Source organism: Treponema sp. OMZ 840 (assembly GCF_050937815.1).
Taxonomy (GTDB): Bacteria; Spirochaetota; Spirochaetia; order Treponematales; family Treponemataceae; genus Treponema_C.
Map to the genome: position 1 here is coordinate 81710 of NZ_JACDIJ010000003.1, position 26565 is coordinate 108274.

Consider the following 26565-nt stretch of genomic DNA (forward strand, 5'->3'; position numbering starts at 1 on the left):
TCGTTTCAGTTCAAATTCGGGCAAATGTGCGCCAAACGCACAATCGATTTACCAAACATGCACAAAACCCCTCAAATTCGTCAAAAAATGCCCCAAACGAGCATCCTCTGCGCTCCTTGCGGTTTGCTTCCTCAAAGCCCTTGCCTTTTATTCCTCAGAAGTTTATAATCACTACAATATCGCATAGATTACAAAGCGATTAACGGATGGAAAATCAATGGAAATTATTAAACGGACGGGGCAAACGGAAGCCTTTAGAAGTATAAAAATTGCGGACGCGATGGCTGCGGCTTTTAAAAGCGTCGGAACGGACACAGGCGCGGTAGGGCACCTGACTGCGGAAATTGAAGAAGAATTAAAACGGCTGCACGAGGCGGGAAACCGAATTCATATAGAAACGATACAGGATTTGGTTGAAAAAACGCTGATAAAGCATAACTATCCGGCCGAAGTAAAAAGCTTTATTTTATACCGCGAAAACCGGACAAAAAAGCGCCGCGCGCGTAAAAGAATTGTCGAAACCTTTGTATCGCTCGATTTGGACGGCGAATTAAAGTCCATTCAAAAAGATTTTCCCGATGACGAATATTCGCTTGACGCGCTGTATCATAAATATTCGGCATTCAAAAAAGAAGGAGTTTCCGATGCCGATGCATTAAGCGCCCTTATCCGCGCGGCGGTGGAATTGAGCACACAGGAAGCGCCGAATTGGGAATATATCGCATCCCGCCTTTTAATGATTCAATTCAAAATCAAACTGAACGAAAATCTTAGCGTGGCGGGTATCGAAAGTTTTTACGGTAAAATCAAATACTTAACCGATGAAAAACTGTACGGCTCTTATATTCTTGAGCAATATTCAAAAAGCGAAATCGACTCTTTTGAAAAAATATTAAAACGCTGCGATTCGGGAGAAGAAAACCGAAACGCCCTTTTAACTTACAGCGCCCTCGACCTGCTTTTGCGCCGCTACGTTATCCGCACGCGCTCAAACGTTCCCCTTGAAACACCGCAGGAAATGTTTATGGGAATCGCCATGCATTTGGCTATGAGCGAAAAAACGGAACGCTCCTCATGGGTACTGCGCTTTTACGACATGCTCAGTAAATTGCAGGTAACGGTTGCAACGCCCACCCTTTCAAATGCGCGCAAACCCTACCATCAACTTTCATCCTGCTTTATAGACACCGTTCCCGATTCTCTTGAAGGCATATACCGCTCTATAAACAACTTTGCACAAGTGTCCAAATTCGGCGGCGGCATGGGGCTGTACTTCGGAAAGGTGCGCGCTTCAGGCTCGCCGATACGCGGTTTTCAGGGAGCGGCGGGAGGCATTGTCCGCTGGATAAAACTTGCAAACGACACCGCCGTTGCCGTAGACCAGCTGGGAGTCCGCCAAGGCTCGGTTGCCGTTTATCTTGACGTATGGCACAAAGACATTCCCGAATTTTTGCAGCTGCGCACAAACAACGGCGACGACCGCATGAAGGCCCATGACGTATTTCCCGCCGTCTGTTATCCGGACTTGTTTTGGAAAACCGCAAAAGAAAACATAGACGCCCCCTGGTATCTTTTATGTCCGCACGAAGTTTTAAAAATCAAAGGCTATGCCCTCGAAGATTTTTACGGCGAAGAATGGGAAGTGCGCTATAAGGACTGTATCAACGACAGCCGCATTCACAAGCGGTCGATTTCGGTAAAAGAATTGGTGCGACTTATTTTAAAGTCCGCAGTGGAAACGGGTACCCCCTTTGCCTTTTTCCGCGACACGGTAAACCGCGCAAACCCCAACCCCCACACGGGAATGATTTACTGCTCGAACCTCTGTACCGAAATCGCCCAAAACATGAGCGCCATTGAATTCGTTAAGCGCGAAATAAAAGACGAAAACGGAGATACCCTGATTGCCGAAACCACAAAGGCGGGAGACTTTGTCGTATGCAACCTCGCTTCTTTGGTGCTCGGCAATATCGACACCGACAAAGAAGGCGAGCTTGAATCGATAACCGAAAGCGCGGTACGCGCCCTCGACAACGTTATAGATTTGAACTTTTATCCTTTAACCTATGCCGAAATTACAAACAAACGCTACCGCTCAATCGGATTGGGAACAAGCGGCTACCACCACATACTGGCAAAAAAGGGAATCGTGTGGGAAAGCGAAGCACACCTTGCCTTTGCCGATAAACTTTTTGAGCGCATTAACAGGGCGGCGGTAAAAGCAAGCGCGTCGATAGCCGCCGAAAAGGGTTCATACAGCCTGTTTGAAGGCTCCGACTGGAATACGGGCGCTTATTTTGAAAAGCGCGGCTATACGGGCAATGAATGGAATGAGGTAAAAAAAGCGGCTTGCAAGGGAATGCGCAACGCCTACCTTATTGCCGTTGCCCCGACAAGCTCCACATCGATTATCGCAGGCACCAGTGCGGGAGTAGACCCGATTATGAACCGCTATTTTTTAGAAGAAAAAAAGGGCAGCATTATGCCGCGTGTCGCTCCGGGCTTAAACCGGGACACCTTTTGGCTGTATAAAAGCGCCCACACCATAGACCAAAGCTGGTCGCTGCGGGCTGCGGGAGCGCGCCAAAGGCATATAGACCAGGCGCAGTCGGTAAACCTGTACATCACCAATACCTTTACAATGCGTCAAGTTATGGACTTATACATACTCGCTTGGGAAAAAGGTGTCAAGTCGATTTACTATGTGCGCTCAAAATCCCTTGAAGTGGAAGAATGCGAATCCTGCGCGGGATAAAAATAACCGAATACCATAGGAGAGAAGTATGAACAACAGCGAAAACATACACAGACATTTATCAAAAAAAGCGCTTTTTAATGCCGACGGGGACACCGATGTTGTAAAGCGTCGCATGATAGGCGGCAATACCACCAATTTGAACGATTTTAACAACATAAAATATGCGTGGACAAGCGATTGGTACCGCCAGGCAATGAACAATTTTTGGATTCCCGAAGAAATCAATTTGCAAAACGACGTGCAGGAATACCGCCGCTTATCCCCCGAAGAGCGCACCGGCTATGACAAAACCCTGTCTTTTTTAGTGTTTTTGGACAGCATTCAAACGGCAAACCTTCCGTCAATCGGCGAATACATCACCGCAAACGAGGTGAACCTCTGCCTTGCCATTCAAACCTATCAGGAAGCCATCCATTCGCAAAGCTACGGCTACATGCTCGACACAATCTGCAATCCGGCGGAGCGCAGCGAAATTCTGTATCAGTGGAAAAACGATGAACATTTGCTTGCGCGTAACAGTTTTATAGGCGGCTTGTACAACGATTTTCAAAAAAATCAAAGCCCCTATACCCTTGTGCGCACCGCAGTGGCAAACTATATTTTGGAAGGCATTTATTTTTATTCGGGCTTTATGTTTTTTTACAATTTGGGACGCAACGGCAAAATGAGCGGCTCGGTACAGGAAATCCGCTATATAAACCGCGACGAAAACACTCACCTGTGGCTGTTCCGCTCGATTTTGCAGGAACTGCAAAAAGAAGAGCCTGAACTGTTCACCCCCGAACTTGTTGACGAATACCGCGCAATGATTAAAGAAGGCGCGGAGCAGGAAATCAAATGGGGGCACTACGTTATAGGCGACAAAATTCCGGGTCTGAACAAAACGATGATAAGCGATTATATAAAATATCTTGCAAACCTGCGCTGCGCCAACTTGAAGTTCGCCCCGATATACGAGGGACATGAAGAAGAACCGAGCGCAACCGCGTGGATAAGCCAGTACAGCAATGCAAACCTTATCAAAACCGATTTTTTTGAAGCAAAGTCCACCGCCTACGCAAAATCAACCGCCCTTGTGGACGATTTATAGGCACAGTCAAACCGGCGCGGGAGCGGGCAGGCAGCGCATACGTGCTTTTAATAGCGGCTTACAAGTACCCGCCTTGCTTTTTTTTGGAATAGACACTACGATATAAAAAAGGAGCTTTTTATGAAAGGTGTGTTCGATTTTACCGTTGATCAATTAGGTCCCTGTAAGGTTGCTTCTCCGATTATGCTTTCAAAGGTTTACGGAGATTTTATTGCAAACTACGTAAAAGACGATGATTTTATCCGCTATAATGTGGATATTTATGACAATGTTCTTGAAACGGAAGCGGAAGCTTACAATAACAATTTAATTCAAAAAGCCGGCCCGCGCGAATACATCTATTTTAATCCGAAGCATGTAAACGCGGGAATTATGACGTGCGGGGGATTATGTCCCGGATTGAATGACGTTATCCGCTCAGTGGTACGCTGTTTGTGGAACCGCTATGGAGTACGCCGCATCCGCGGTATCCGTTTCGGTTTTCAAGGCCTTTTTTCGGAAGCCGGGTTCGATACAATCGATTTAAATCCCGACTTGGTTGACGATATTCATAAATCGGGCGGTTCTTTTTTAGGAACAAGCCGCGGCGGCGGCAACCGCGTAATCGAAATAGTCGATGCAATAGAAGCGCTGAATTTAAACATGCTTTTTATTATCGGCGGAGACGGTACCCAGCGAGGAGCTTTGGAAGTAGCCGATGAAATTGAAAAACGCGGTTTAAAAATTTCGGTTGTAGGCGTTCCCAAAACGGTAGACAACGATCTTATTTTTATTCAAAAATCGTTCGGTTTCGATACGGCAGTGGAACAAGCGACACAAACGGTTGCCGCCGCCCATATGGAAGCTCATTCGCAAATAAACGGCATAGGCCTTATAAAGCTTATGGGGCGTGAAGCGGGCTTTATTGCCGCCGCAACCGCCCTTGCAAGCCATGAAGCCAACTTTTGTCTTATTCCCGAAGTGCCCTTTCATTTGGAAGGAGAAGGCGGCTTTTTGGATTCGCTGGAGCAGCGCATAAAAAGGCGGCATCATGCGGTGGTTATCGTCGCCGAAGGTGCGGGTCAAGAACTTTTAAAAACAACCGATGCAAAAGATGCGTCGGGTAATAAAAAACTCGGCGATATCGGCGTTTTTTTAAAAGACAAAATCAGCGAATATTTTGCCGAAAAGAAAATTCCCATCAACTTAAAATATATCGACCCCAGCTACCAAATACGTTCGGCGCGGACCACGGCTACCGATTCGATTTATTGCGAGCGTTTGGGAAACAATGCGGTTCACGCGGCGATGGCCGGAAAAACAAAGCTGGTTATCGGACTTATTCACAATAAATACGTACACTTGCCGACCCGCTTGGTAACCAGCCGGCGCAACACGGTAGATCCCGAAGGTTCATTATGGCGCGACGTTATCGATGCAACCGGACAACCCATTTTAATGCTGAAAAACAAAGATTTTTTTCTTTCGCAAAGCGGCGGAACAGCAAAAGAAAAATAAGTTCGGTAAGCTTACTTCATAAGCTTTTGTAACAGTGCAAGTTTTGAGCTGTAGGGCGGATAGCGCACGGTTATGTCGGGGAAGGTGCCGCGCGTAAGCACCGACTTTGTATGGCTGAAAGTGTCGAAGCTTGCCTTGCCGTGATAACGGCCCATACCGCTGTTTCCGATACCTCCGAAGGGCATCTTTGAAGAAGCCAGATGGACAATCGTATCGTTTATGCAGCCGCCCCCGTAAGAAAGGCGTTTGACGATAAAGCGGATATTTTGTTTCGACGACGAAAAAAAGTACAGGGCGAGGGGGCGGGGGCGTTCCGTAACAAAGCGGCGCACTTCTTCCAAAGAGGAAAATTCCAAAACTGGCATTATCGGGCCGAATATTTCTTCGCTCATAACGGGCGAGTCCGGCAAAGGAGAGTCCAAAATAACCGGCGCTATTTTGCGGGAAGCGGCATCGCGTGCGCCGCCTAACACACATTTTCCGTTTGCGGGATTTGTTCCGTCAGACAGGGCGGCCAAGCGTTCAAAATGACGTTCCGTGATAATTTTTGCGTAGTCGGGATTTGTAAGCGGATTGTCTCCGTAATGGCGGCCGGCCCAATAGCACATGCGTTCAATCAGTTTTTGTTTTATGTCCTTGTGCGCCAAAACATAGTCCGGGCATACACAGGTTTGCCCCGCATTCAAATACTTTCCCCATACGATACGGCGCGCCGCCAAATCGATATCGGCGCTTTCGTCTACAATACAAGGGCTTTTGCCGCCCAGCTCCAAACTGACGGGGGTTAAAAACTTCGCGGCGCTTTCCATAACGAGTCGGCCGACCGTTGTGCCTCCCGTAAAAAATATATAGTCGAACTGCTGTTTGAGCAAATCGGCATTTGCTTCGCGTCCGCCTTCGACGACGGCAACGTATTTTTCAGGATATATCGAACGGATAAGTTTTTGTATAAGTTTGGAAGTTGCCGGAGAATAATTCGATGGTTTTAAAACGGCGCAGTTTCCGGCCGCAATAGCTCCCGCAAGGGGATCCATTGCAAGCTGAAAGGGATAGTTCCACGGCGACATAATAAGAACGCGCCCGTAGGGCTCAAAATGCATGGCCCCCTTTGCCGGAAACAAAGCCAAAGGCATTGAAGCGCGTTTCGGCTTTGCCCATTTTGAAAGGTGTGTAAGCAAGTAACGTATTTCTTCAAGCACAATGCCGATTTCGGTTGCGTAGGTTTCAAAGGGCGCCTTATTTAAATCGGCTTTAAGGGCGTCAAAGATTTCGGTTTGATTGTCGGCGATAACCCGATACAGTTTTTTTAATTGATTTTTGCGGAAGTTTATATCGAGGGTTTCTCCGCCGTTAAAATACTCTTTTTGGATTTGTACCAATTCGGCTATATTACTCATAGCGGCAAGCATAAACCGAGAGGCGCCGAAAGTCAAGGGTATGGCGGCAGTATTTAAAAACACCGGTTTTTAAATACTGCCGTCCGCACGGTATTTTTTCCGCTATTATAATCCTATTACGGATAAAATATCTTAACTTAATTTCTTATTTTGAAAATTACTTTTTTAACCTTTTCACTTGATCCTGCGGGCAAGCCGGGTTTATGCGGTTCTCCGGGAAAAAATATTACAAAATCTTTTGTTGAAGCTTCAAGGCTTAAAAGGCTTTTACCGTCGGCGAGTTCGACATCCTTTTGTTCATCGTAATCGCCGTAAGCACCGCACGAAGGATTAAAGGTAAAGTCCATTTTTTCTTTTCCCTTAAGCACAACTTGTACGTCCGTATCTAAACGGTGTTTTTCAAAGCGTTTTCCTTCCGCGCTTGTGTCGTACTCACCGATATTGTAGCGAACGCGCTTATCGTCGGTCGTATATGAACCGGGAGCTTTTTCCGCAAGGTTGTCGTTTTGTAAGCAATACAGCACTTTTTCCAAGCCGTCCACAAAGGGGATGTATTTGGGAAGGTTTTCAAGCGTATCAAAAATCATTTTTTCCTCCTTAAAAGTGTGATTTTTCAATTTAGAAAGCGCCTGAAAACCGATAGAATTCGATGGCAATCAGCGCGCTTCCGCTTGCTATTTTTTAAGCAAAGCCGCAAAGGGATTGTAGGTCATGCCGTCGTCGCGGCCGCTGTTTTGCCGAGGCCTTTCATCCCGTGTGCGGTTTGCAGATACACCAGAACGCACCACCCTGACTGCGGCTTTTTTTGTTCCCGTAAAACCTGCCGGAACACCGCCCGATCGCTCGGAGCGCGAATTCCGATATGCGCCCGAAGCCTCCCCGTCGCGCAAGTTCCGGCTTTTTTCGGAAGTTCCGCCCGCAGCCGCGCCTGCAGTACCTCCTGCCGAATGAAGGGAGGGATTGCTTTTAAGCGACAAGCTTATGCGCCTTCTGTCGGCATCGAGGCCGATAATCGTGCACTCTTTTATATCGCCGACGCGCACCACATCCATCGGGTCGGACACGTAAGAGTCGCTCAATTCCGAAATATGCACGAGGGCGGTTTCTTTTATGCCCAAATCGACAAAGGCTCCGAAGTCTACGACATTTTTGATTTTGCCGGTAACCTTCATGCCTTCTTTTAAATCTTCAAAGGTAACAACGCCCTTTTGCATAATGGGCTTGGGATAGCCGTCGCGCGGGTCGCGGTTGGGCTTTTTTAATTCTTCTACAATGTCCTGAACGGTTTGCTCGCCGAGGCTGTAGGTTTCCTTGAGTTCTTTTTTAACATCGCCCGTTACGTCCGCATTTTTTTGAATTAAGCCGAAGATAATGCGTGCAGGCTCGTAGTTTTCGGGGTGTACCCAGGTATTGTCTAAAGGCTCCGAGCTTTCAGGGATTTTTAAAAATCCCGCGCACTGTTCGTAAGCTTTAGGACCCAAGCCCGATACGTTTTGCAGTTCGCTTCTGCTGGTGATTTTTCCCTTTTCTTCGCGGTAGGCGACAATGCGCTTTGCAACCGATGCGCTTATGCCCGACACGTATTTTAAAAGAGAAGCCGAAGCGGTGTTCAAATTGACGCCTACGTTGTTTACAACCGAGCCTACCACTTCATCGAGCATATCCGAAAGCTTTTTTTGATTTAAATCGTGCTGATACAAGCCCACACCGATTGATTTGGGGTCGATTTTTACCAATTCGGCAAGGGGGTCTTGGAGCCTTCGGCCTATGGAAATGGCGCCGCGGATGGTTAAGTCAAGGTCGGGAAACTCTTCGCGGGCGGTGTCGCTTGCCGAGTATACCGAAGCGCCGTCTTCATCGACAACCGTGTATAAAACGTCGGGAAAGTTTTCGCTCAGCACCTTTGAAACGATTTCCTGCACTTCTTTGGTGCCCGTTCCGTTTCCGACCGCAACCAGCTGCACTTTATAATCCTGTATCGCTTTGCGCAAAGCGGCGCAGGATTCGTCGGCTTTGTGCTGATAGATAACAAAGCTGCCCAAATATTTTCCCGTTTCGTCAAGGGCGGCGCATTTGGTACCCGTGCGGATTCCGGGGTCTACCCCCAAAACGCGGGTGCCCTTGATGGGCTGCGTCATAAGCAGGTTTTTTAAGTTTTCGCTGAAAATCCCGATACCGTGATCGTCGGCTTCATCGCTTTGATTGCCGCGTATTTCCCTTAAAACCGCAGGCGATAAAAGGCGGGCAAGACCGTCTTCTATCGCTTCGGCATGGTAGGGATTGTGAATCACAACGCGCTTTTTTAAAAGTTCTGCAGCTTCGTCCGTGTCCACGTCGACCTTAACTTCAAGGACGCCTTCGCGCTCGCCGCGGTTGACGGCTAAAATGCGGTGCGGCTTTATTTGATTTAAAGGCTCCGAATAATCCCAGTACATTTGGTACACGGACGTTTTTTGCGCCTCTTCATCGCCGATACCCTGTACGCGGATAAGACCGCTTTTAATATAAAAATCGCTGACTGCTTGGCGGTTTGCACCGTCCTGAGCGGTACGCTCGGCGATAATGTCCTGTGCGCCTGCAAGGGCTGCCTGAACGTCGGGTACGCGCAGTTCTTCCGGCTCCGCACTTGTATTGACGAACTCTTCCGCTTTTTTTTCAAGCGACTCCTTATCCATAGAAAGCATCGCTTCGGCTAAGGGTTCAAGGCCGCGTTCGGCTGCAAGCATACCGCGGGTTTTCTTTTTCTTTTTAAAGGGAGCCCATAAGTCTTCAAGCTCGGTGAGGGTTTTAGCCGCCTTTACCGCTTCGTATAAAAAGTCGGTCAACTTGCCCTGGGCAAAAATGCCGCGTATAATTTCGAAGCGGCGGTTTTCGAGGTTCATGCGGCTTTTAAACAAATGATCGCAGCTTCGCACCTGCACTTCGTCCAAGGAGCCGTGCTGTTCTTTTCGGTAGCGCGAAATAAAGGGTACCGTACAGCCTTCGTTTACCAGCGAAATAACCGCGTGCACTTGCTGTGCGCGTATATCCAATTCGTCCGCGACCTGTTTCATAATTTCGGCTTCGTCAGCCGAAAGGGAGTCAATAAATTCCTGCGTAAATTCCATAGAGGGCTATTTTACGGCAAATGCATAAAAATGTAAATGCCGCCCCTTGAACCTCGAACCGAAATCTCCGATATTTAATATATGAAACTTTTTTGCCTATCCGGAAACGGATCGCGCTCTTTTATTCGCCGGTACCGGCCTTTGATATTTTTTGTCCTTTTATGTTTGTTTTGTACATCTTCACTTTCGGCACAAACTGCACCCGCACCGGAAGCTTCCGATACATCTTCGGCACAGGTTCTTCGGGCAAAGGTTATAAGAGCGGCAAAGCAGTATGTCGGAGTTCCCTACCGTTACGGGGGAATAAGCGTGTCGGGCATGGATTGTTCCGGCTTTATTTACACGGTTGCACGGGAAGCGGCGCAAGTTCAGCTTCCGCGTACGGCGGCGGCTATGTATTCTTTTTGCCGTATTGTAAACGATGCTCAAAAAGAACCCGGCGATATTCTTTTTTTTAGAGACGGAGGGAAAATCACCCACGCCGGCTTATATATAGGTAACAATCAATTTATTCATGCGGTAAGCGACGGGCCGAATACGGGCGTTATCGTGTCTTCGTTGAATCAAACAACGTGGAAGCAAAAATATGCGGGCTGCGGTCAATTTTTGCCGAGTGCAAAAACCGCCGAGTCGCAGCCGAAAAGCCCCGACACCAAAGAAAAGGTAAATCAACGGCAACCGGCCGCCGGCAGCAATCTTTTAAACGATGTATTGTTCGATTTTTCCGGACACGTAAAATGGACCGTTTATGCGGCCGACCGGTTTGACTTGCATATAAGAGGGGCGGGTTTTCAAGCTCATATCCGCTATAGCCGATGGCCGATACAACCCGGCTTGGCTTTTGAATTTCGCTTAGAGCCGCTTATGCATATATATCAATTTCCCCTTCTTTTAACGGCAAGCATTCCGCACGGTTTTCGCTTTTACGGCGGGCCCGTTTTTACCGTCGGCTCGGCACATCTTATCGGAAAAAGCGATTCGGTTTATGCATCCGTATTTCCGGGAGTCTTCGGTATCGGTTGGCAAAGCCCCGGCCTCCAAGTTGATAAAAGTAAAATTTCTTTTACGCAAGACATAAGCTGGTCGGCATTCTACAAGCCCGATAAAGCGGCCTTGAATTTTAAAGACAGTATTGCCTCGAGTTTAAGCTTTTCTACAGGTGTGCGTGTAACGATTTCGGCAAAAGATTTGTTTAGTTAATTGTTGGAGTGTTAAAATGTACGATAGTATAAAACTGTTTGCATTTATATGTGCAGTTCTCTTTATTTTGGCCGGCTGTACGGCACGGGCGTCTATCATTGTAAACGAAGATAAAAGTGCATCGATCGGGTTAAAAACCGAATCGGGAGAAACGCTTGTACAAACGCTCACCGCTTTTACCGGCACAAGCGAAAATAAAACCCTGTTTAACGAAAAGGATGTGCGTGCAGGTTTTGAAAAAGCTTCATTTACACTTAAACATCTTTCTTTTTCCGGAAAAACGGGAATGGTTTTGACAGCCGATTGTAAAGATCTACGCAAAGTGGATTCCGGAGGCGCCCTAACGCTCGAAAGCGATACATCAAGCGACACGTTGACCCTCACCTTCAGCCCGCAAACCTTGAACAACCTGCTCAAATTAATGCCCGATGAAACCGCCGAATATACGGACTTGCTTATGGCGCCCGCTTTTACCGGCGAACAGCTAAACGAAACCGAATACAGCGAAATTATCGGCAATATGTACGGTTCTACACTGCAAAAAGAACTGATATCGTCTTTTTTTATTTTCGATGTCGGCGCTCCTGCTGAAATTACGCATGCATCGATTATCCCGCCGGAAGCCGGAAGCGTTCGAATTAACGGAAAAAAAGCGTCGTTTAACCTGTATCTGAATAAATTTTTATCAAATTCGGAAAAAATAAAAATCCGCATACAGTGGAAAAAATAAGAAAAGAATAGAAAACAAAACCTTTCTTTACCATATTCTTCTTGAACTCTTACAAATCCGCCCTTGCGTTCTTTATCTTAATACACTATACTCCGCCTTATAGAAAACTAAAGACGAGAGGTTTTTTATGGCATACAGTACAAATGCGGGCTTTTCGGACGAACTTGAAGCTTTTATCGAAGAATGGAAGCATAAGCCCGGCAACCTCATTATGATTTTGCACAAAGTGCAGGAAGAACAAAGCTATATTTCCAAAGAAGCCGCCCAAGCCGTTGCCGAACGGACGGGAACCCATTTGGCGCGCGTATACGGAGTTATGTCTTTTTACCACTTTTTCAAAACCCAAAAACCCGGCAAAAACCGCATAAGCGTTTGTTTGGGCACTGCCTGCTATTTAAAGGGCGGCCAAGACCTGATCGACGAAGCGCGGGAACTGCTCGGCCTTTCACCCGAAGACATTTCGACATCCGACGGTCTTTTTTCGGTGGAACCCGTGCGCTGTATCGGCTGTTGCGGTTTGGCTCCGGTTTTGTCCGTAAACGGCGATGTGTACGGCAAGTTGGAAAAAGGGCAAATGGCCGGTATTTTGAATAAGTACAAAACGGCGTAAGAAAACGATGCATTATACCCTGTGCGATTTGATTGCCGATTTAACGCAAAATGCAGTGGAAGCGGCTTCATCTCATATCCGGGTGGAATTTACGGAGTCGGATGACAAACTGACCGTATATATCCGCGACAACGGCAAGGGTATGGACGGCGAACTTTTAAAAAAAGTGCGCGACCCTTTTTATACGGACGGTATAAAGCATCCGAATCGGAAAATAGGAATGGGGATTCCCTTTCTTATTCAAACAACGGCGGATACCGGCGGAAACTGGAAGATAGACTCCGTTCCCGGAAAAGGTACCGTTGTATATATGTGCTTTGATTTAAGCAATATCGACACACCTCCTGTCGGGGATGTGTGCCGATTATTCAGGCAGCTGTTGATTTTTCCCGGCAGTTATGAACTTGAAATTGTACGGACGAAACATACAAAAGATTGTTCCTTAAATTACACCTTGCTGCGCTCGGAACTTTCGGATGCGTTGGGGAAAATGGAAACGGCTGCCGACTTGGCTTTACTTGATGAATTTTTGCAAAGTCAGGAAAACGGTTAAAAACCATATGAAGGATGGAGAACAGTATGGCAAAAATGTCTCTTGAAGAATTGCGTAAACTGCGCGGAGAAAAACAAAACGAATTAAAGCGGCGCGACACGGACGGAAAAACCATGCAAATTATAGTCGGCATGGGTACTTGCGGTATCGCCGCCGGTGCAAAAGACACCTTGGATGCTTTTATTTCCGAACTGACCAAACGAGGGCTTTCGGAACACGCCATTATCCGGCAAACCGGCTGTATGGGTTTATGCGCCAACGAACCGACAGTTGAATTGATTGTTCCCGACATGCCTACGGTTATGTACGGTAACGTAAAAGCCGATAAGGTAGCCGAACTTGTGGAAAGTCATATTATCGGTAAAAAGTTGCTCGATAAAATGATTTTAAACCGCCCGTCCGCCGACATAGTAAATCAATAGGAGACAATTATGGCATACACACACTATATACTTGTCTGCGGCGGAACCGCGTGCGAATCGAGCAATGCGGACGAAATTTACAAAAATTTATTACACGAAGCGAAAAATGCAGGCGTCGGCGATAAGGTACAAATCGTAAAAACCGGCTGTTTCGGTTTTTGCGAAAAAGGCCCGATTGTGAAGGTTTTGCCGGAAGATTCTTTTTATGTCGAAGTAAAACCCGAAGACGCAAAAGACATTATCGCCGAGCAAATCATAAAGGGACGTGAAGTAACGCGCCTCTTATACAATAAAGAAAAAAAGAGCTTGGAAGCCGTAGAAGACATTCAATTTTATCAAAAACAACTGCGCGTTGTTTTGCGCAACTGCGGTGTTATCAATCCCGAAGATATAAACGAATATATCGCACGCGACGGCTATCTTGCCCTCGAAAAAGCCCTTTTTGAAATGACCGGCGAAGAAATCGTCGAAGAAATTAAAAAATCGGGATTGCGCGGCCGAGGCGGCGCCGGTTTCCCGACAGGCGTAAAATGGGAGGCCGGTCTTAAAGCTGCAGGAGACGTAAAATACGTTGTTTGTAATGCCGACGAAGGAGATCCGGGCGCATATATGGACCGTTCCACAGTTGAAGGCGACCCGCATTCCATTATTGAAGCGATGACTATCTGCGGAAAAGCCATAGGCGCTCATAAGGGCTTTGTGTATATCCGCGCCGAATATCCGCTTGCCATCGACCGCTTGAAAATCGCTATGCATCAAGCGCAGGAAGCAGGTCTTTTGGGAACAAATATTTTAGGTTCGGGATTCGATTTCGACATAGAAATCCGCTTGGGAGCCGGCGCCTTTGTCTGCGGTGAAGAAACCGCCCTCTTGCGCTCAATAGAGGGCTTGCGCGGTATGCCTACGCCGAAACCTCCCTTCCCGGCTCAATGCGGTTTGTGGGGAAAGCCAACCGTTATAAATAATGTCGAAACATGGGCGAACATTCCCGTCATTTTAACAAAGGGAGCCGATTGGTTTAATAAAATCGGCACCGAAGATTCTAAGGGCACAAAGGTATTCGCCCTTACGGGTAAGGTTGAAAACTCCGGCCTTGTCGAAGTTCCGATGGGAACAACCCTGCGCGAAATTATCTTTGAAATCGGCGGCGGCATAAAGGGCGGTAAAAAATTTAAAGGTGTACAAACCGGCGGTCCTTCGGGCGGAATTATCACCGAAGAAAATCTGGACACCCCTATCGACTTCGGCGCCTTGGTGCGCTTGGGTTCAATGATGGGTTCCGGCGGTATGATTGTTATGGACGAAGACGACTGCGTTGTCGACGTCGCCAAATTCTATATGGAATTCTGTGTGGACGAATCCTGCGGAAAATGTTCTCCCTGCCGTATCGGTACGCGCCAACTTCACACAATTTTGGAAAAAATATCGCGCGGAAACGGCGAGCCGGAAGATTTGCAAAAGCTTAAAGACATCGGCTTGGCTATGAAAACCGCTTCTTTGTGCGCCTTGGGACAGTCGGCCCCGAACCCGACCCTTTCAACGATTGCAAAGTACGAACAGGAATACATCGACCATATTGTGCATAAAAAATGTGCTGCGGGTAAATGTAAACATTTGGTATCTTTTTTTATCACTGAAAAATGTATCGGCTGCGGAGCCTGTGCACGCAAATGTCCCGCTGCATGTATTACCGGAGAGCGCAGGGCACAACATACCATTGAGCAAAGCAAGTGCTTAAAATGCGGCGAATGCGAACGCACCTGTAAGTTCGGGGCTATAGAAAAGAGATAAAAAAGACAGGAAGAGGAGAATATTATGATTAATCTTACTATAAACGGAAAAGCGGTGCAGGTTACCGAAGGTGCAACCCTTTTGGACGCCGCAAAAAAGGTACATATAAAGATTCCCACTCTTTGTCATACGCCGGATCTTCCGCCATGGGCATCCTGCGGTATTTGTATTGTGCGTGCGGCCGGAACACACCGTATGATGAGGGCGTGCTGCACAAAGGCGGCAGAGGGAATGAATATTATTACCCATGACCCGGAGATAATAAAAGCGCGGCGCACCGTTCTTGAGTTGATTTTGTCGAATCATCCGGACGACTGCTTAAAATGCAGCCGAAGCGGGCAGTGCGAATTGCAGGATTTGGCGGCCGAGTTCGGTTTGCGCGAAGTGCGTTTCGATACGATATTGAAAAATCAGCCGGTCGATAAATCAAACAATACGGTTGTATTAAACCGAAATAAATGCATCAACTGCGGCCGCTGTATTGAAGCGTGTCAGGAAATGCAAAACGTATGGGCGCTTGAATATACGGGGCGCGGAGACAAAACTCTTATAGGACCCGTTTCGGGTGTCGATTTGGCACACAGCCCCTGCGTGCGCTGCGGACAGTGTACGGTTCACTGCCCGACGGCGGCTATCCGCACGGGACGCACAACCGAAAACATATGGGCGAATTTGCAAAATCCCGAAATGACTTGCGTTGTACAAATCGCCCCGTCGGTGCGCGTTGCAATCGGTGAAGAATTCGGCTTAAAACCGGGGGATATTTCAACAAAAAAAATCTATACGGCGCTTCGTCTTATCGGTTTCGATTACGTATTTGACACGAACTTTTCGGCCGACATGACGATTATGGAAGAAGCGACCGAATTCGCTTCGCGTCTTACCGAGGGAAAAAATCTTCCGCTGTTTACAAGCTGCTGTCCGGGCTGGGTTGACTATTGCGAAAAAAATTACCACGACCTTTTGCCCCACCTTTCCACGGCAAAAAGCCCTCAGCAAATGATGGGTGCTGCCATCAAAAATTATTGGGCACAAAAAAAAGGCTTGGATCCGAAAAAGATTTACAGCTTGGCGATTATGCCCTGTACGGCAAAAGATTACGAAACACACCGCGACGAACATATGTTTTCGTCGGGAGCCGCAGACGTTGACGAAGCTCTTACCACACGCGAATTTGCCCGCCTTATAAAAGAAGCCGGCATCAGCTTTAACGATTTGGAAGAAACCGAGGCGGACAATCCGCTCGGAGAATACACGGGTGCGGGAACTATTTTCGGGGCAACCGGAGGCGTTATGGAAGCCGCCGTGCGTACCGCCTACCATTTGGTAACAAAAGATGAGCTTGCCGATGTAAACTTTAAACCCGTGCGCGGTCTTGACGGCGTAAAAGAAGCCGAAGTGGATGTGGGCGGTACTAAGGTGCGCCTTGCCGTTATTCATCAGCTCGGCAATGTGGACGACGTTATGCAAAAAATCCGCGGAGAACTTGCCGCAGGAAAAGAGCCGTCGTATCATTTTGTGGAAGTTATGGCATGCCGCGGAGGCTGTGTCGGCGGCGGCGGTCAGCCCTACGGCGCAACCGATGAAGTGCGTACCCTGCGTGCGGCGGGCTTATACAGCGACGACGAAAATCAAAAAATCCGCGTGTCGCATAAAAACCCCGACCTTTTGCAGGCGTACAAAGAATTTTTCGGAGAGCCGGGCAAAGGCAAAGCGCACGAGCTTTTACATACACAATATACTGCGCGCAATACGTATAAGTAATTTGTAAAGCACGTATCGAAAAAACGGGGGTTGTCAAAAAAGCTCGCGGCTTTTAAGACAACCCCTTTTTTATTCGTTCGTTTTCAGTTATTAAAAAAGTGCAAGTACCTACAAATTGAGAATTCGGGTGCGGCAGAACTCTCCGAATCCGGACGGCTTTTTAGTCAACCAGCATTTCCCGTATAATGTTTTTTACCTGTTTAACCGCTTTGGGGCTTATTTTTCCCATTTTTTTTACAAGCCTGACATTATCGACCGTTCTTATTTGATCCAGTACAATCCAACCGTTTTTACCGTCAAATTTTACCGGTACCCTCGTAGGATATGAACGGGATTTTGTAGTCATGGGGGCAACTATCACGGTGCCGATATTATTGTTCATCTCATTCGGGGAGAGTACCACACAGGGACGTGTTTTTTTTATTTCATGGCCGACTGTCGGATCGAGGTTGACAAGATAGACCTCGTATTGTGCAATTACCATTCCCATTCAAAATCTCTTGAATCGGGTATCTCTTCCAATATATCTTCTCGGTTTCGATGCATATCGCAAAAGGCTTGCGCCCATCCCTGTCTCGGAGGGTCTTTTACGGGAGAAAGCATAATACCCTTTTCCGTTACTTCCATTTCCATTTTATCTTTTACGGACAATCTGTCTAAAACAATTTTCGGCAATCTTATGCCGCGGGAATTACCTATCGGGATAAGGGATACCAACATACTGCACCTCTGTATACGTTATTACATTGTAATTATATGTTGTTTTTGCGATATGTGCAAGCGGAATTTTTTTTAATGCCGAAACGGTCAGTGATGAGAAACCCAATAGATATCGGGTTGCAATTTTTCTATTTCGGTTCGGGACTCTTCATACAAATCATAAAAGAGTGAAGGATCGCCTCCTTTCGGCAAATATAAAAAGCCCGCATAATTGTCCAATATGCCGCGGTATGTATAAAAAAACACATAGGGTTTGCCGTCGTTTGTTTCTACGACAATTTGATTGCCGCCCAAAGAAACGAGGGGAAAAGACGAATCAAGTTCAATTAAGGAGCCGTTATATTCAACATTGGGCTTTAATTCTCCTGCTATAACCTTTTTGACTATTTTTTCGCGCTCTTCTTTGTAATGCAGAAAATTCCACTTGAGCCATAAGCGGGTAAACGGAACAAAGAATATAATAAAAACCGTAACGATTTGTATGATTAAGGGAATAAAACAAAACCGGTGCCGTTTTCGATAATCCCATGCGTACATAACGCTTAGCGCAAAAGAACCTAAAAAAGCGATGCCGATAAATCCGGCAAGGGGGAGAAAAAGAAATTCGGTAATCGTATCGATTATCGGCCATTCAAAGGCAGCTGTTCCTATCGCAAACAGAGAAGCTGCCATTGCAATAAACAGTACGGATTTTTTCATCGTTATTTTCCGACACAAAAGCGTGAAAAAATATTTTCCAAAATATCGTCGGGGCTGACTTCGCCGGTTATTTCTCCTAAAAAAGCCAATGCGTCTTCCATGTCCTGAACGGCGGCATCTAAAGAAAGTCCCGTATCCGGCACCGCAATCGCATGGTTTAAAGATTCCAAGGCTTCGTCGGCCGCTTGTTTTTGCCGCAGCGAACCGAAGCCCGATTGCCCCCGCTCGGTGTGAATGCCGGCAAAAAGCAGTTTTTGTACGGTTTCGGTCAAATCGTCTATGCCCTGCCCGTTTTTTGCACTGACTCTAACTTGTGCCGTTCCGTTAAAGGCGCCGCCTTTTTCCGCATCCGGCGCGGATTGCAGCGTTTCGCTTTGGGCGGCTGTTTTCACTTTATCGATTTTATTCCATACAATGACAAGGGGCTTTCCATGTTGTGCCAATCGCTCTATAGCACGTTTGTCTTCTTCGGCGGCACCTTGGCTTGAATCTATAAGGTATAAAAGAATATCCGCTTCGGACGATAAGTCCATAGTCCGTTCGACGCCCGCTTTTTCAACTATATCTTCGGTTTCGCGCAAACCTGCCGTATCGAAGAGGCGGACGGGGATGCCGCCGAAAGAAAGCCAACTTTCAATCCAATCGCGGGTTGTGCCGTGAATGTCCGAAACAATGGCGCGCTCTTCTTTTAAAAGAGCGTTGAACAAGCTCGATTTTCCGGCATTTGTCCGCCCGCACAATACCATACGCACCCCGTCTTGATACAGTTTTTCGCACTCCCACGATGAAATAAGAGAGGCAAGTTTGTCGCGCGCTTCTATTAAGTGTGCCGGATCAAAGGCTCCCGATACGGCATTTTCATCTTCGGGATATTCAATATCGGCTTCCAAGCCGGAAAGGGCAAAGATAACCGCTTTTTTTATTTCCGCCAATTCTTCGTATAAAGAACCGGCAAGACGGCCGCATGCACGGCTTCGGGAAACTTCCGTTTTCGAATCGATGATTTCCTTTACCGCTTCGGCGCGCGTTAAATCGGTTTTGCCGTTAATAAAGGCCCTAAATGAAAACTCGCCGGGTTCGGCGGCGCGGAAGCCGTTTTGCAAAAGCAATCGGTAAACGGCAAGCACGGGCGAAGTTCCGCCGTGGCAAAAAATTTCAACCATATCTTCGCCCGTAAAACTTTTGGGCGCGCGGTATACGCCGAGCATTACTTCATCTATTTTTTCGGTTCCGTTTTGAATCCAACCGTATACGAGGCTGTTTCCTTCGGCTTTTAAAAGCGTTTGCGACCGTGAAAAAACGGTGCTTACGAGTTTTATACAGTCCGCTCCGGATGTGCGTATCACGGCAAGAGCCGAAGGTCCAAGAGCGGTTGCAACAGCGGCGACGGCTTCGTTAGGAGCATAGCGTTTCATAATCGATTTTTCCCGTTTTTATCCGAAACGATACCCGATTCGGCATCTTGAGCGACGACAGATGCTCCTGTGCCGGAGGCACATGCACAAGAAAAAGGCTGCGCGCACCTAAGGATTATACAGAGTTTGGGAACGACAAAGCCGGCGCAAAAAGAAACGATACCGTAGCGCAAAAAGCGGAATAGCTGATAGTATGCGCTTTCCGTTCCCGGAAAAAAAGTTTTTAAAACAAAGAAAAGGGGCGCGCATACAGCCGCACAGAGTGCAAGGCGCAAAATCTTTTGAGCTGCCGACCCCTTTGATGCGCAAAAACCGCCTTGTTCTTTTAACAAGATATAACCGAAACCGAAGCCGAAAAAAGCGGCGTTCATCGATGTGTCCGCAGGAGAAAGGGCATTTAAACCGGCAGTTATAAGGCCGAGTATCAAAATTTTAAATATACGCGCACAACGGTTTATAAAACATTCAATATGCGGGCCGAATAAAATAAGACCCGCCGAAAATAAAAAACCCAAGGTTAAACCCATAAGCACGTCCGAAGGATAGTGAACGCCCAAATATACACGCGAAAAACCGATTAAAAGGGGAAGCCCTACGGCGCATACAAGCTTTAAAACGCGCACAGCCGTTTTATTTTGTACGGCTTTATCCTTTTGTGCTGCGCGGGGGAAAAAAAGACGGATAAAATACGGCCAAAATGAAGCGGACGATTGGGAATGCCCTGACGGCGTAGAATATCCGTGTACGCTGTCCAAGCCGACCGAAGGGTCCCGTATGTACGGGCGCGGAATTTTAAGTGCATTTTTTATCGCCGTATTAAGAGAGCCGGCAAAAAAGACGCTCATTGTAAGCTTCATACCGCGTTTTTCATCGATGCATAAAAAAGCAAGGGGTAAAAAAAGAGTATAGGCTTTCGGGTCCGATAAAAAGCTAACCGCTTTCATAAAAAGCGTTAAAGGCGCGGACTTTATAAGCTGTACCGTTTTTATAACTTGCAAACCCCATTCATACACTGATTCCGAAAACATAGCACCTCCTATAAAAACAAATAGAATATGTACCCTGCGCACATGCGGATAAACAAAACCGTTTATACCGCTTTTATTTTACATCGTTTTTTAAAAATTCGATACTGCCGGTTTACGGAAAGTTTTATCCCGCATTGCTTTTTCTTTTTCCCACGGGTAAACGTTCCCTGTGTGTATGTTTCCGACATCGGGGCTTAAATCGGTATAGCGTCCCGAGTTGTTCCAATACATATAGCCGTTATCTGCCGCATCCCGTACGCCGTAGACTTGGCGCAAAACGTAATCCTTGTCGTAAAAACGCCGGTCAAAGGATACGTTCAAATAAAACGCTTGAATCCACGGCCGAACCAATACTTGCGAACGCGCGATTACGGTATTGCGATACGTACCGTAAAAGTACACACGGTAGGGACGTTCGATAATCGGCGTATACGCTAAAAAATCCTGCTCAAAGTGACTCGGATAAAACATGGGACAAATAACATCCACATACGGGGCCATCAATTCAACATCCTGTCCCGTGCGTGTGCCGCTGCGATACCAGCCGTTTGCTCCGTAAATATCTATCGCTATGGGCGCATCTATGTTTTTGCGGGCATAGGCTAAAAATGAAATCAATGCACTTTCCATATCCATACCCTTATCCCGCCAGCGGTATTGAGCATCAAAAATATTTTTCCCGTCCGTGGGAAAGCGTATATAATCGAATTGAATTTCATCAAAGCCGCGTCCTATCAGTTCTTTCGCTATTGCCGTGTTATATTCCCACACTTCTTCCGAATAGGGATCTACCCAATATTCATCGTAAAAAACCGTTTTCTTTTGCGCTTGATTTCCGTTTTCGCCCGGCACGTCTTCAACGCCCCGTACTCCCAGCCACGGAGTATTTTTTTTGGAATCCCAAACCGCATAGGCGCCGCCGTTCCACTTATATAAATTACGGTCTTTAAAAACAACAATACGCGCTATAAGATAAATATCTTTCTTTTTAAATGTTTCGACAAAGCTGTCTATGTCAAGGGCATATTTGCTTTCTTGCGCTTTTTTTATTACCAGCGGGTCGGTTGAACGATAACGCAAAAGCCCGTAATCGTCTTTCATATCTATGACGAGGCTGTTCAAGTTGTTTTTTTCTATGATAGCCGAAAATTTGTCTATGCCCGTTTTGCTTAATACTTGTCCTGCCGGCACATAAAGACTTTTTTTATTTTTGATTTTATCTTCATAACCCGATTGAACGGAACCCGCACGAGTAAGCCATAATTCATTCAAAGAAAGAGGTGTTCCCAAACCTGTCATCCACGAGGGAAACCAACCGCAGCGAGGCACTTCCCGTATTTCAAAAAGGATTTTTTTTATTTTTTCCGTACCGGGGTTTTGCGGCAAACTTGAAAAAGAAAAGGGATCGTATACAACCAAGCCGTCCATACTCATAAACGCAAGGTATTTGCCGGCAGAGGTTAAGCCGTCCCATGTATCGGCGGCCTCCGTTCCCTTTGCAATAAGAGTACCCGATTTGCTTTCCCAATCCAAACGATATAAACGGGGCAAAAAACTTTGAGTAAGGTAAACCGTTTCTTGTATGCTCCCGTCGGAATTTCTTAAAGGTAAAATCCCGATATCGGCAATTTCATCCATATACGGCAGGGTCGGAACAGCTTCAAATCCTTGCGTGATATCCGTCCAAACCGCCCCCGGAACATCGGGGAAAATATACGAAAGGCCGTATAGCGCGTGCGAGTGAAAAACCGTTAAAACTTTTTTTATACCTGACGGGGTAACTTCATCCATCATAGCCGCCGCGACGGCTTTTCCTCCGCTTGTTTTAGAGCTGAACCCGAGAGACTGCCAACTGAGTCCCGCATTTTTACTTATAAACACTTCATTTTTTGTCAATGTAACCAATACATTTTCATTTGAAGCAAGCATTTCCAAATCTTTTAAAGGACGGACTTCACGCACAAAGTTTTTTTGACTGCCGTCAAATTCTTTTATTGTATTGACCGGTAAACCCTCGTTACGCAATTGAAAGGTCTTTAAATCGGAACTGAACAAAACCCCCTTCGAGGTTAAAAAAAACCACCCGTTGCCGTATAGGATTTTATCGACCGCCCCTTCCGTCCACAACGGAACAACGGCTAAAGAGGAAACGGCAAAAAGCCCCTTTGCATTTCCGATAAGGGTTTCATTATAAGACGGATTTCTTTTATAAAGGACGGAAGAAACAACAGATGATTGTACATTCGCCGGCGGGGGTGTTTGTATCGGATATTGAACTTGGGCAAAAAGAATCGTTCCGAAGCTTAACAAAGCGGCAATAAAAAAACGTATATTTTTGACTTGCATAGGTTTATATTTTAGCATAAAAAACGGTTGCGTGAAAGGGGGCTGACTGTTATACTGTAAAGTAAGAGGCCTATATGAATAAACCCGTTGTAAAAACCTTCGGTATCTTAACATCCGGCGGAGATGCTCCCGGATTAAATGCGGCAATCCGCGGTGTAGCACGCACCGCTATGGATAAATACGGCATGAGAGTAATCGGTATCAAAGACGGTTACCGCGGTCTTATACAGGGAAATTGCCGTGAATTAAAAGCGGACGATTTTTCCGGTATCTTAGCCCGCGGCGGAACGATTTTAGGTACATCCCGCGAAAAACCTTTTAAAAATCCCGTAAAAGATCCCGTAACGGGACTTACCGCGGTTCAAAGCATAAAACATAATTATAAAAAATGGGATTTAGACGCCTTGGTTGTTATCGGCGGAAACGGTACGAACACAACGGGCGCTCTTTTACAGGAAGAAGGATTAAACGTTATAGGATTGCCCAAAACAATCGACAATGATTTGGCGGGTACGGACATTACTTTCGGCTTTCATACCGCCGTTACCGTTGCAACCGAAGCTATAGACCGTATACATACAACCGCCCACAGCCACAACCGTATTATGATAATCGAAGTAATGGGACACAAGGCCGGCTGGCTCGGCCTCTATGCAGGCGTTGCAGGCGGCGGCGACGTTATTCTTATTCCGGAGATTCCTTACAAAATAGAAAGTATTGCAAAACATTTAAAAAAACGTAAAGATGCGGGTAAAGCTTTTTCAATCGTTGTAGTTGCCGAAGGCGCTCTTTCGGAAAGCGAAACCGATATGGACAAAAAAACCTTCAAACAAAGCCGCAAGGCGATGCCTCATTCCATCGCATACCGTGTCGCCCATGAACTTGAAGCGGCAACGGGTTTGGAATCCCGCGTAACGGTTTTAGGCTATTTACAACGAGGCGGCACTCCTTCTCCCTACGACAGAATTTTAGCAACCCAATTCGGCGTAGAAGCGGCGCATATGCTCGCCCGCGGAGAATTCGGCACAATGGTTGCCTTTGTAAACGGAACTTTAACTTCAGTACCGTTAAAAAAAGTCGCGGGCAAAACAAAAAACGTTCCTATGGACGATAGCGTTCTGTTATGCGGCAGGGCTGCCGGTACTTGTTTCGGCGAATAAAAGCGTATATCTTATATGGGCAAACTTTTAGATAAACGCTTCGCTAAAATCCTCTGGAGAACCCGTCCATGTTTGCCTTCCTTTTTTTAGAACCGTTATATGGTCGCACATTGCCTTTGCTTCGTTTATATCATGGGTAACGATAATTCCGGTAAAGCCGATTTTTTTTTGCAAATCGCGTATATCGGATGCCAACTTTTTACGAAGCGGCGCGTCCAGCGATGAAAAGGGTTCGTCAAAAAGCACAAGGGAAGGACGGACAATCAGGGTACGGGCAAGACTTACGCGCTGGGCCTCTCCGCCGGAAAGAGATTCGGGATAGCGTTCCGCAAAGCCTTCGAGAGCAAAATTTTTTAAGAATTCGGCCGCAACGCGGCGGCTTTGTTTTTTTCCCATTCCGGTACAACGTAAACCGTAGGCAACATTATCATCAACCCTCATATGAGGGAAAAGGGCGGCGTTTTGAAAAACCATACCTAAGCCGCGTTTTGCCGGGGACATATGCTTTATGCTTTTTCCGCCGACCGACAAAACAAACGGCGTATCGCTTTTTTCGGAATCAGGTTGAATCAAGCCCGCAATAAGGCGCAATACGGTGGATTTTCCGCTGCCCGAATGGCCGGCAATACCGAGCATCTTTGCTCGTTCTATAGAACACGAAAAATCGATTTTTATCTCCGGCCACGTTTTTTGCAGGCCGATAATTTCAACATAGCTCATTTAAGCCGATCTCCCAATATAAAAAAGGCTATTGCCAAAAACCCCAAAACACTGCCTGCGGCACATGCTTCGTTAAAGCGATACGCACCTGCAAGCCGATATGTAAAAAGAGCAAGGGTTTCAAAACGCGGTATCGATAAAAGAAGAGGCAAAGATGCATCGGCGCTTGCAGCCGCAAAACAAAAACCGAATGCCGATATAATGCTGCGGTATAAAAGCGGTATTTGTATGCGGAAAACAGAATCCAACGGATCCGGCGACAAAAGACGCGCCGCATCCAATGTCAATTCGGGAATTCTGTCAACAGCCGAAGAAACATAGCGGAAAGCAAGCGGCCAAAGTAAAGCGCTTTGGACGGCAATTAATGTTAAGGGACTGCCTTGCTTGACAAGTACTATAATCCCGAAGCCCAACACAATTGATGAAACGGCCATCGGAATAAGAGGAATAAAACGCAGCTGTACCTTGGTTTTGAACGGATCGATTTTATGTACAAAAAGAGCAAACACGGATCCGGCCGTAACGGCGGCCGCGGCGGCGGCTGCGGCGCTTTTAACGGTATTCAGTAAAGCCGTCCAAAAAGCGGGGCGGGAAAAAAGCTGTAAAAAAGCGGCTAAAGAAAGAGAACCTTTATACGTAACGGCATTTTTTAAAACCGCAAAAAGCGGCCACAAAAAGAACAATATAACCGGAATAAAAACGACTGCAAACAATGCGTATTCTTTTTTTGTTTGCAGCGGACGATTTTCCGCCGTTTTTTTTGTTCCCGTAAGACCGCTGCTGCGCCTGCCTTTTTGTTCAAAGCGGCTGTATAGGAAAACAAAACAAAGGGCAATAAAAGTTTCAGTCAAAGCAAAAAGCGCACCTTCTTTAAAATTAAGAGAAGTACGGACGGAACGGTATACCGCAACCTCCAATGTTGTTCCTCCTGCGGATCCGAACAACAGCACAATGATAAAACTGAAAAAACAATATAAAAAAACAAGCATTGCCGAAGATGCGATAGTAGGTGCAAGCTGATACAGGGTAACTGTGCGGAACACCTTCCATTCCGACGCCCCCAAAAGACGTGCTGCATCCGCTTCTTCTTGGGGAAGGCGCTGCCACAGATCCGAACACAAGCGCATAACTAAGGGGAAATTATAAAACCCCTGTACTATGATAATCCCCCAAAATGAATATAAAAACGAAACCGGTTCGCTTTGCAACGCAAAACCGGTATAAAGGCTAACGGCTTTGAGCATTCGGTTAAAACTTCCGCCGATTCCGAAAACCCCGACAAAGCCCAAAGCAATTAAAAGAGTGGGAACGGAAAGGGGGACGGCCGACAGTACAAGTAAAAAACGCCGGCCTGCGAAGGTACGGTTTGCGGTAAAAAACGCTGCAGGGATCCCCACCAATAAGGCTATGCAAGTTGACAATGCGGCAATTTTAACTGTGTAAACGGCAGGCGGTATTACAGTCGAAAAAAACAACGAAAAAGATAAAACCTCGCCTTGCCGTGCCGCTAAGGGAGTGAGAGCCGCTCCCAAAGCAAGCAAAAAAATCACACAAAGCG

22 protein-coding genes are annotated in these 26565 nt (G+C 46.7%); 11 read left to right on the top strand and 11 right to left on the bottom strand.

Annotated elements, in window-relative coordinates:
• The first annotated feature begins 217 nt into the window (after positions 1-217).
• The 3 genes from H0R92_RS06075 to H0R92_RS06085 all read left to right on the top strand — a co-directional run bounded on the left by H0R92_RS06075 (position 218) and on the right by H0R92_RS06085 (position 5345).
• Positions 218-2755 (top strand): ribonucleoside-diphosphate reductase subunit alpha, encoded by a 2538-nt coding sequence (locus H0R92_RS06075; RefSeq protein WP_432962162.1) that lies wholly within the window; start codon positions 218-220, stop codon positions 2753-2755.
• Between the two features lie 28 nt (positions 2756-2783).
• A complete protein-coding gene (locus H0R92_RS06080) occupies positions 2784-3848 on the top strand; it encodes a ribonucleotide-diphosphate reductase subunit beta (RefSeq protein WP_432962165.1) in 1065 nt (354 codons plus the stop codon).
• Between the two features lie 120 nt (positions 3849-3968).
• Positions 3969-5345, top strand: coding sequence for an ATP-dependent 6-phosphofructokinase (locus tag H0R92_RS06085; RefSeq protein WP_432962167.1), 1377 nt, complete (start codon positions 3969-3971; stop codon positions 5343-5345).
• An 11-nt stretch (positions 5346-5356) separates the two neighbouring features.
• Here H0R92_RS06085 and H0R92_RS06090 read toward each other — a convergent pair whose 3' ends face one another.
• The 3 genes from H0R92_RS06090 to H0R92_RS06100 all read right to left on the bottom strand — a co-directional run bounded on the left by H0R92_RS06090 (position 5357) and on the right by H0R92_RS06100 (position 9849).
• Entirely contained in the window at positions 5357-6742 is a 1386-nt protein-coding gene (locus tag H0R92_RS06090) for an aldehyde dehydrogenase (protein ID WP_432962170.1), read from the bottom strand.
• A gap of 137 nt (positions 6743-6879) precedes the next feature.
• Positions 6880-7329, bottom strand: coding sequence for a YhcH/YjgK/YiaL family protein (locus H0R92_RS06095; protein WP_432962172.1), 450 nt, complete (start codon positions 7327-7329; stop codon positions 6880-6882).
• An 87-nt stretch (positions 7330-7416) separates the two neighbouring features.
• Complete coding sequence (locus tag H0R92_RS06100) at positions 7417-9849, bottom strand: helix-hairpin-helix domain-containing protein (protein ID WP_432962175.1); 2433 nt, start codon at positions 9847-9849, stop codon at positions 7417-7419.
• Positions 9850-9930: 81 nt separating this feature from the next.
• Here H0R92_RS06100 and H0R92_RS06105 point away from each other — a divergent pair, with 81 nt between their 5' ends.
• The 7 genes from H0R92_RS06105 to H0R92_RS06135 all read left to right on the top strand — a co-directional run bounded on the left by H0R92_RS06105 (position 9931) and on the right by H0R92_RS06135 (position 16919).
• Positions 9931-11049: a C40 family peptidase gene (locus H0R92_RS06105; RefSeq protein ID WP_432962177.1), complete on the top strand. Its 1119-nt coding sequence runs from the start codon at positions 9931-9933 to the stop codon at positions 11047-11049.
• Between the two features lie 16 nt (positions 11050-11065).
• Positions 11066-11779: a hypothetical protein gene (locus H0R92_RS06110; RefSeq protein WP_432962180.1), complete on the top strand. Its 714-nt coding sequence runs from the start codon at positions 11066-11068 to the stop codon at positions 11777-11779.
• A gap of 127 nt (positions 11780-11906) precedes the next feature.
• Positions 11907-12389 carry an NAD(P)H-dependent oxidoreductase subunit E gene (locus tag H0R92_RS06115; protein ID WP_432962182.1) on the top strand — a complete coding sequence of 161 codons (483 nt, stop codon included), beginning with the start codon at positions 11907-11909 and terminating at the stop codon, positions 12387-12389.
• A gap of 7 nt (positions 12390-12396) precedes the next feature.
• The gene (locus H0R92_RS06120; RefSeq protein WP_432962185.1) at positions 12397-12942 is read left to right on the top strand and encodes an ATP-binding protein; all 546 of its coding nucleotides are present in this window, start codon (positions 12397-12399) and stop codon (positions 12940-12942) included.
• A 26-nt stretch (positions 12943-12968) separates the two neighbouring features.
• Positions 12969-13364 carry a (2Fe-2S) ferredoxin domain-containing protein gene (locus H0R92_RS06125; protein WP_432962188.1) on the top strand — a complete coding sequence of 132 codons (396 nt, stop codon included), beginning with the start codon at positions 12969-12971 and terminating at the stop codon, positions 13362-13364.
• 9 nt (positions 13365-13373) lie between these two features.
• Positions 13374-15155 (top strand): NADH-ubiquinone oxidoreductase-F iron-sulfur binding region domain-containing protein, encoded by a 1782-nt coding sequence (locus H0R92_RS06130; protein ID WP_432962191.1) that lies wholly within the window; start codon positions 13374-13376, stop codon positions 15153-15155.
• A 24-nt stretch (positions 15156-15179) separates the two neighbouring features.
• On the top strand, positions 15180-16919 hold the full coding sequence (locus H0R92_RS06135) for an NADH-dependent [FeFe] hydrogenase, group A6 (RefSeq protein ID WP_432962193.1): 1740 nt from the start codon (positions 15180-15182) through the stop codon (positions 16917-16919).
• A gap of 160 nt (positions 16920-17079) precedes the next feature.
• Here the strand turns inward: H0R92_RS06135 and H0R92_RS06140 are convergent, their stop codons facing one another.
• From H0R92_RS06140 to H0R92_RS06165, 6 genes are all read right to left on the bottom strand, one after another.
• Positions 17080-17409 (bottom strand): type II toxin-antitoxin system PemK/MazF family toxin, encoded by a 330-nt coding sequence (locus tag H0R92_RS06140; RefSeq protein ID WP_432962196.1) that lies wholly within the window; start codon positions 17407-17409, stop codon positions 17080-17082.
• Positions 17397-17639, bottom strand: coding sequence for an AbrB/MazE/SpoVT family DNA-binding domain-containing protein (locus H0R92_RS06145; protein WP_432962198.1), 243 nt, complete (start codon positions 17637-17639; stop codon positions 17397-17399). Before H0R92_RS06145 ends, H0R92_RS06140 begins: the two co-directional genes overlap by 13 nt.
• Positions 17640-17726: 87 nt before the next feature.
• The gene (locus H0R92_RS06150; protein WP_432962201.1) at positions 17727-18338 is read right to left on the bottom strand and encodes a hypothetical protein; all 612 of its coding nucleotides are present in this window, start codon (positions 18336-18338) and stop codon (positions 17727-17729) included.
• A gap of 2 nt (positions 18339-18340) precedes the next feature.
• The gene (gene mnmE / locus H0R92_RS06155; protein ID WP_432962203.1) at positions 18341-19753 is read right to left on the bottom strand and encodes a tRNA uridine-5-carboxymethylaminomethyl(34) synthesis GTPase MnmE; all 1413 of its coding nucleotides are present in this window, start codon (positions 19751-19753) and stop codon (positions 18341-18343) included.
• On the bottom strand, positions 19750-20781 hold the full coding sequence (locus H0R92_RS06160; RefSeq protein ID WP_432962205.1) for a phosphatase PAP2 family protein: 1032 nt from the start codon (positions 20779-20781) through the stop codon (positions 19750-19752). Before H0R92_RS06160 ends, mnmE begins: the two co-directional genes overlap by 4 nt.
• Positions 20782-20871: 90 nt before the next feature.
• Positions 20872-23127 carry a putative glycoside hydrolase gene (locus H0R92_RS06165; protein ID WP_432962208.1) on the bottom strand — a complete coding sequence of 752 codons (2256 nt, stop codon included), beginning with the start codon at positions 23125-23127 and terminating at the stop codon, positions 20872-20874.
• Positions 23128-23201: 74 nt separating this feature from the next.
• Between H0R92_RS06165 and H0R92_RS06170 the strand changes: the two genes are divergently transcribed.
• Complete coding sequence (locus H0R92_RS06170; RefSeq protein WP_432962211.1) at positions 23202-24287, top strand: 6-phosphofructokinase; 1086 nt, start codon at positions 23202-23204, stop codon at positions 24285-24287.
• Between the two features lie 27 nt (positions 24288-24314).
• On the opposite strand, the gene H0R92_RS06175 is transcribed toward H0R92_RS06170, so the two are convergent.
• Entirely contained in the window at positions 24315-25007 is a 693-nt protein-coding gene (locus H0R92_RS06175) for an ABC transporter ATP-binding protein (RefSeq protein WP_432962213.1), read from the bottom strand.
• Positions 25004-26557 carry an ABC transporter permease gene (locus tag H0R92_RS06180; RefSeq protein WP_432962215.1) on the bottom strand — a complete coding sequence of 518 codons (1554 nt, stop codon included), beginning with the start codon at positions 26555-26557 and terminating at the stop codon, positions 25004-25006. The genes H0R92_RS06175 and H0R92_RS06180 overlap by 4 nt, the downstream gene beginning before the upstream one ends.
• Positions 26558-26565 lie beyond the last annotated feature (8 nt).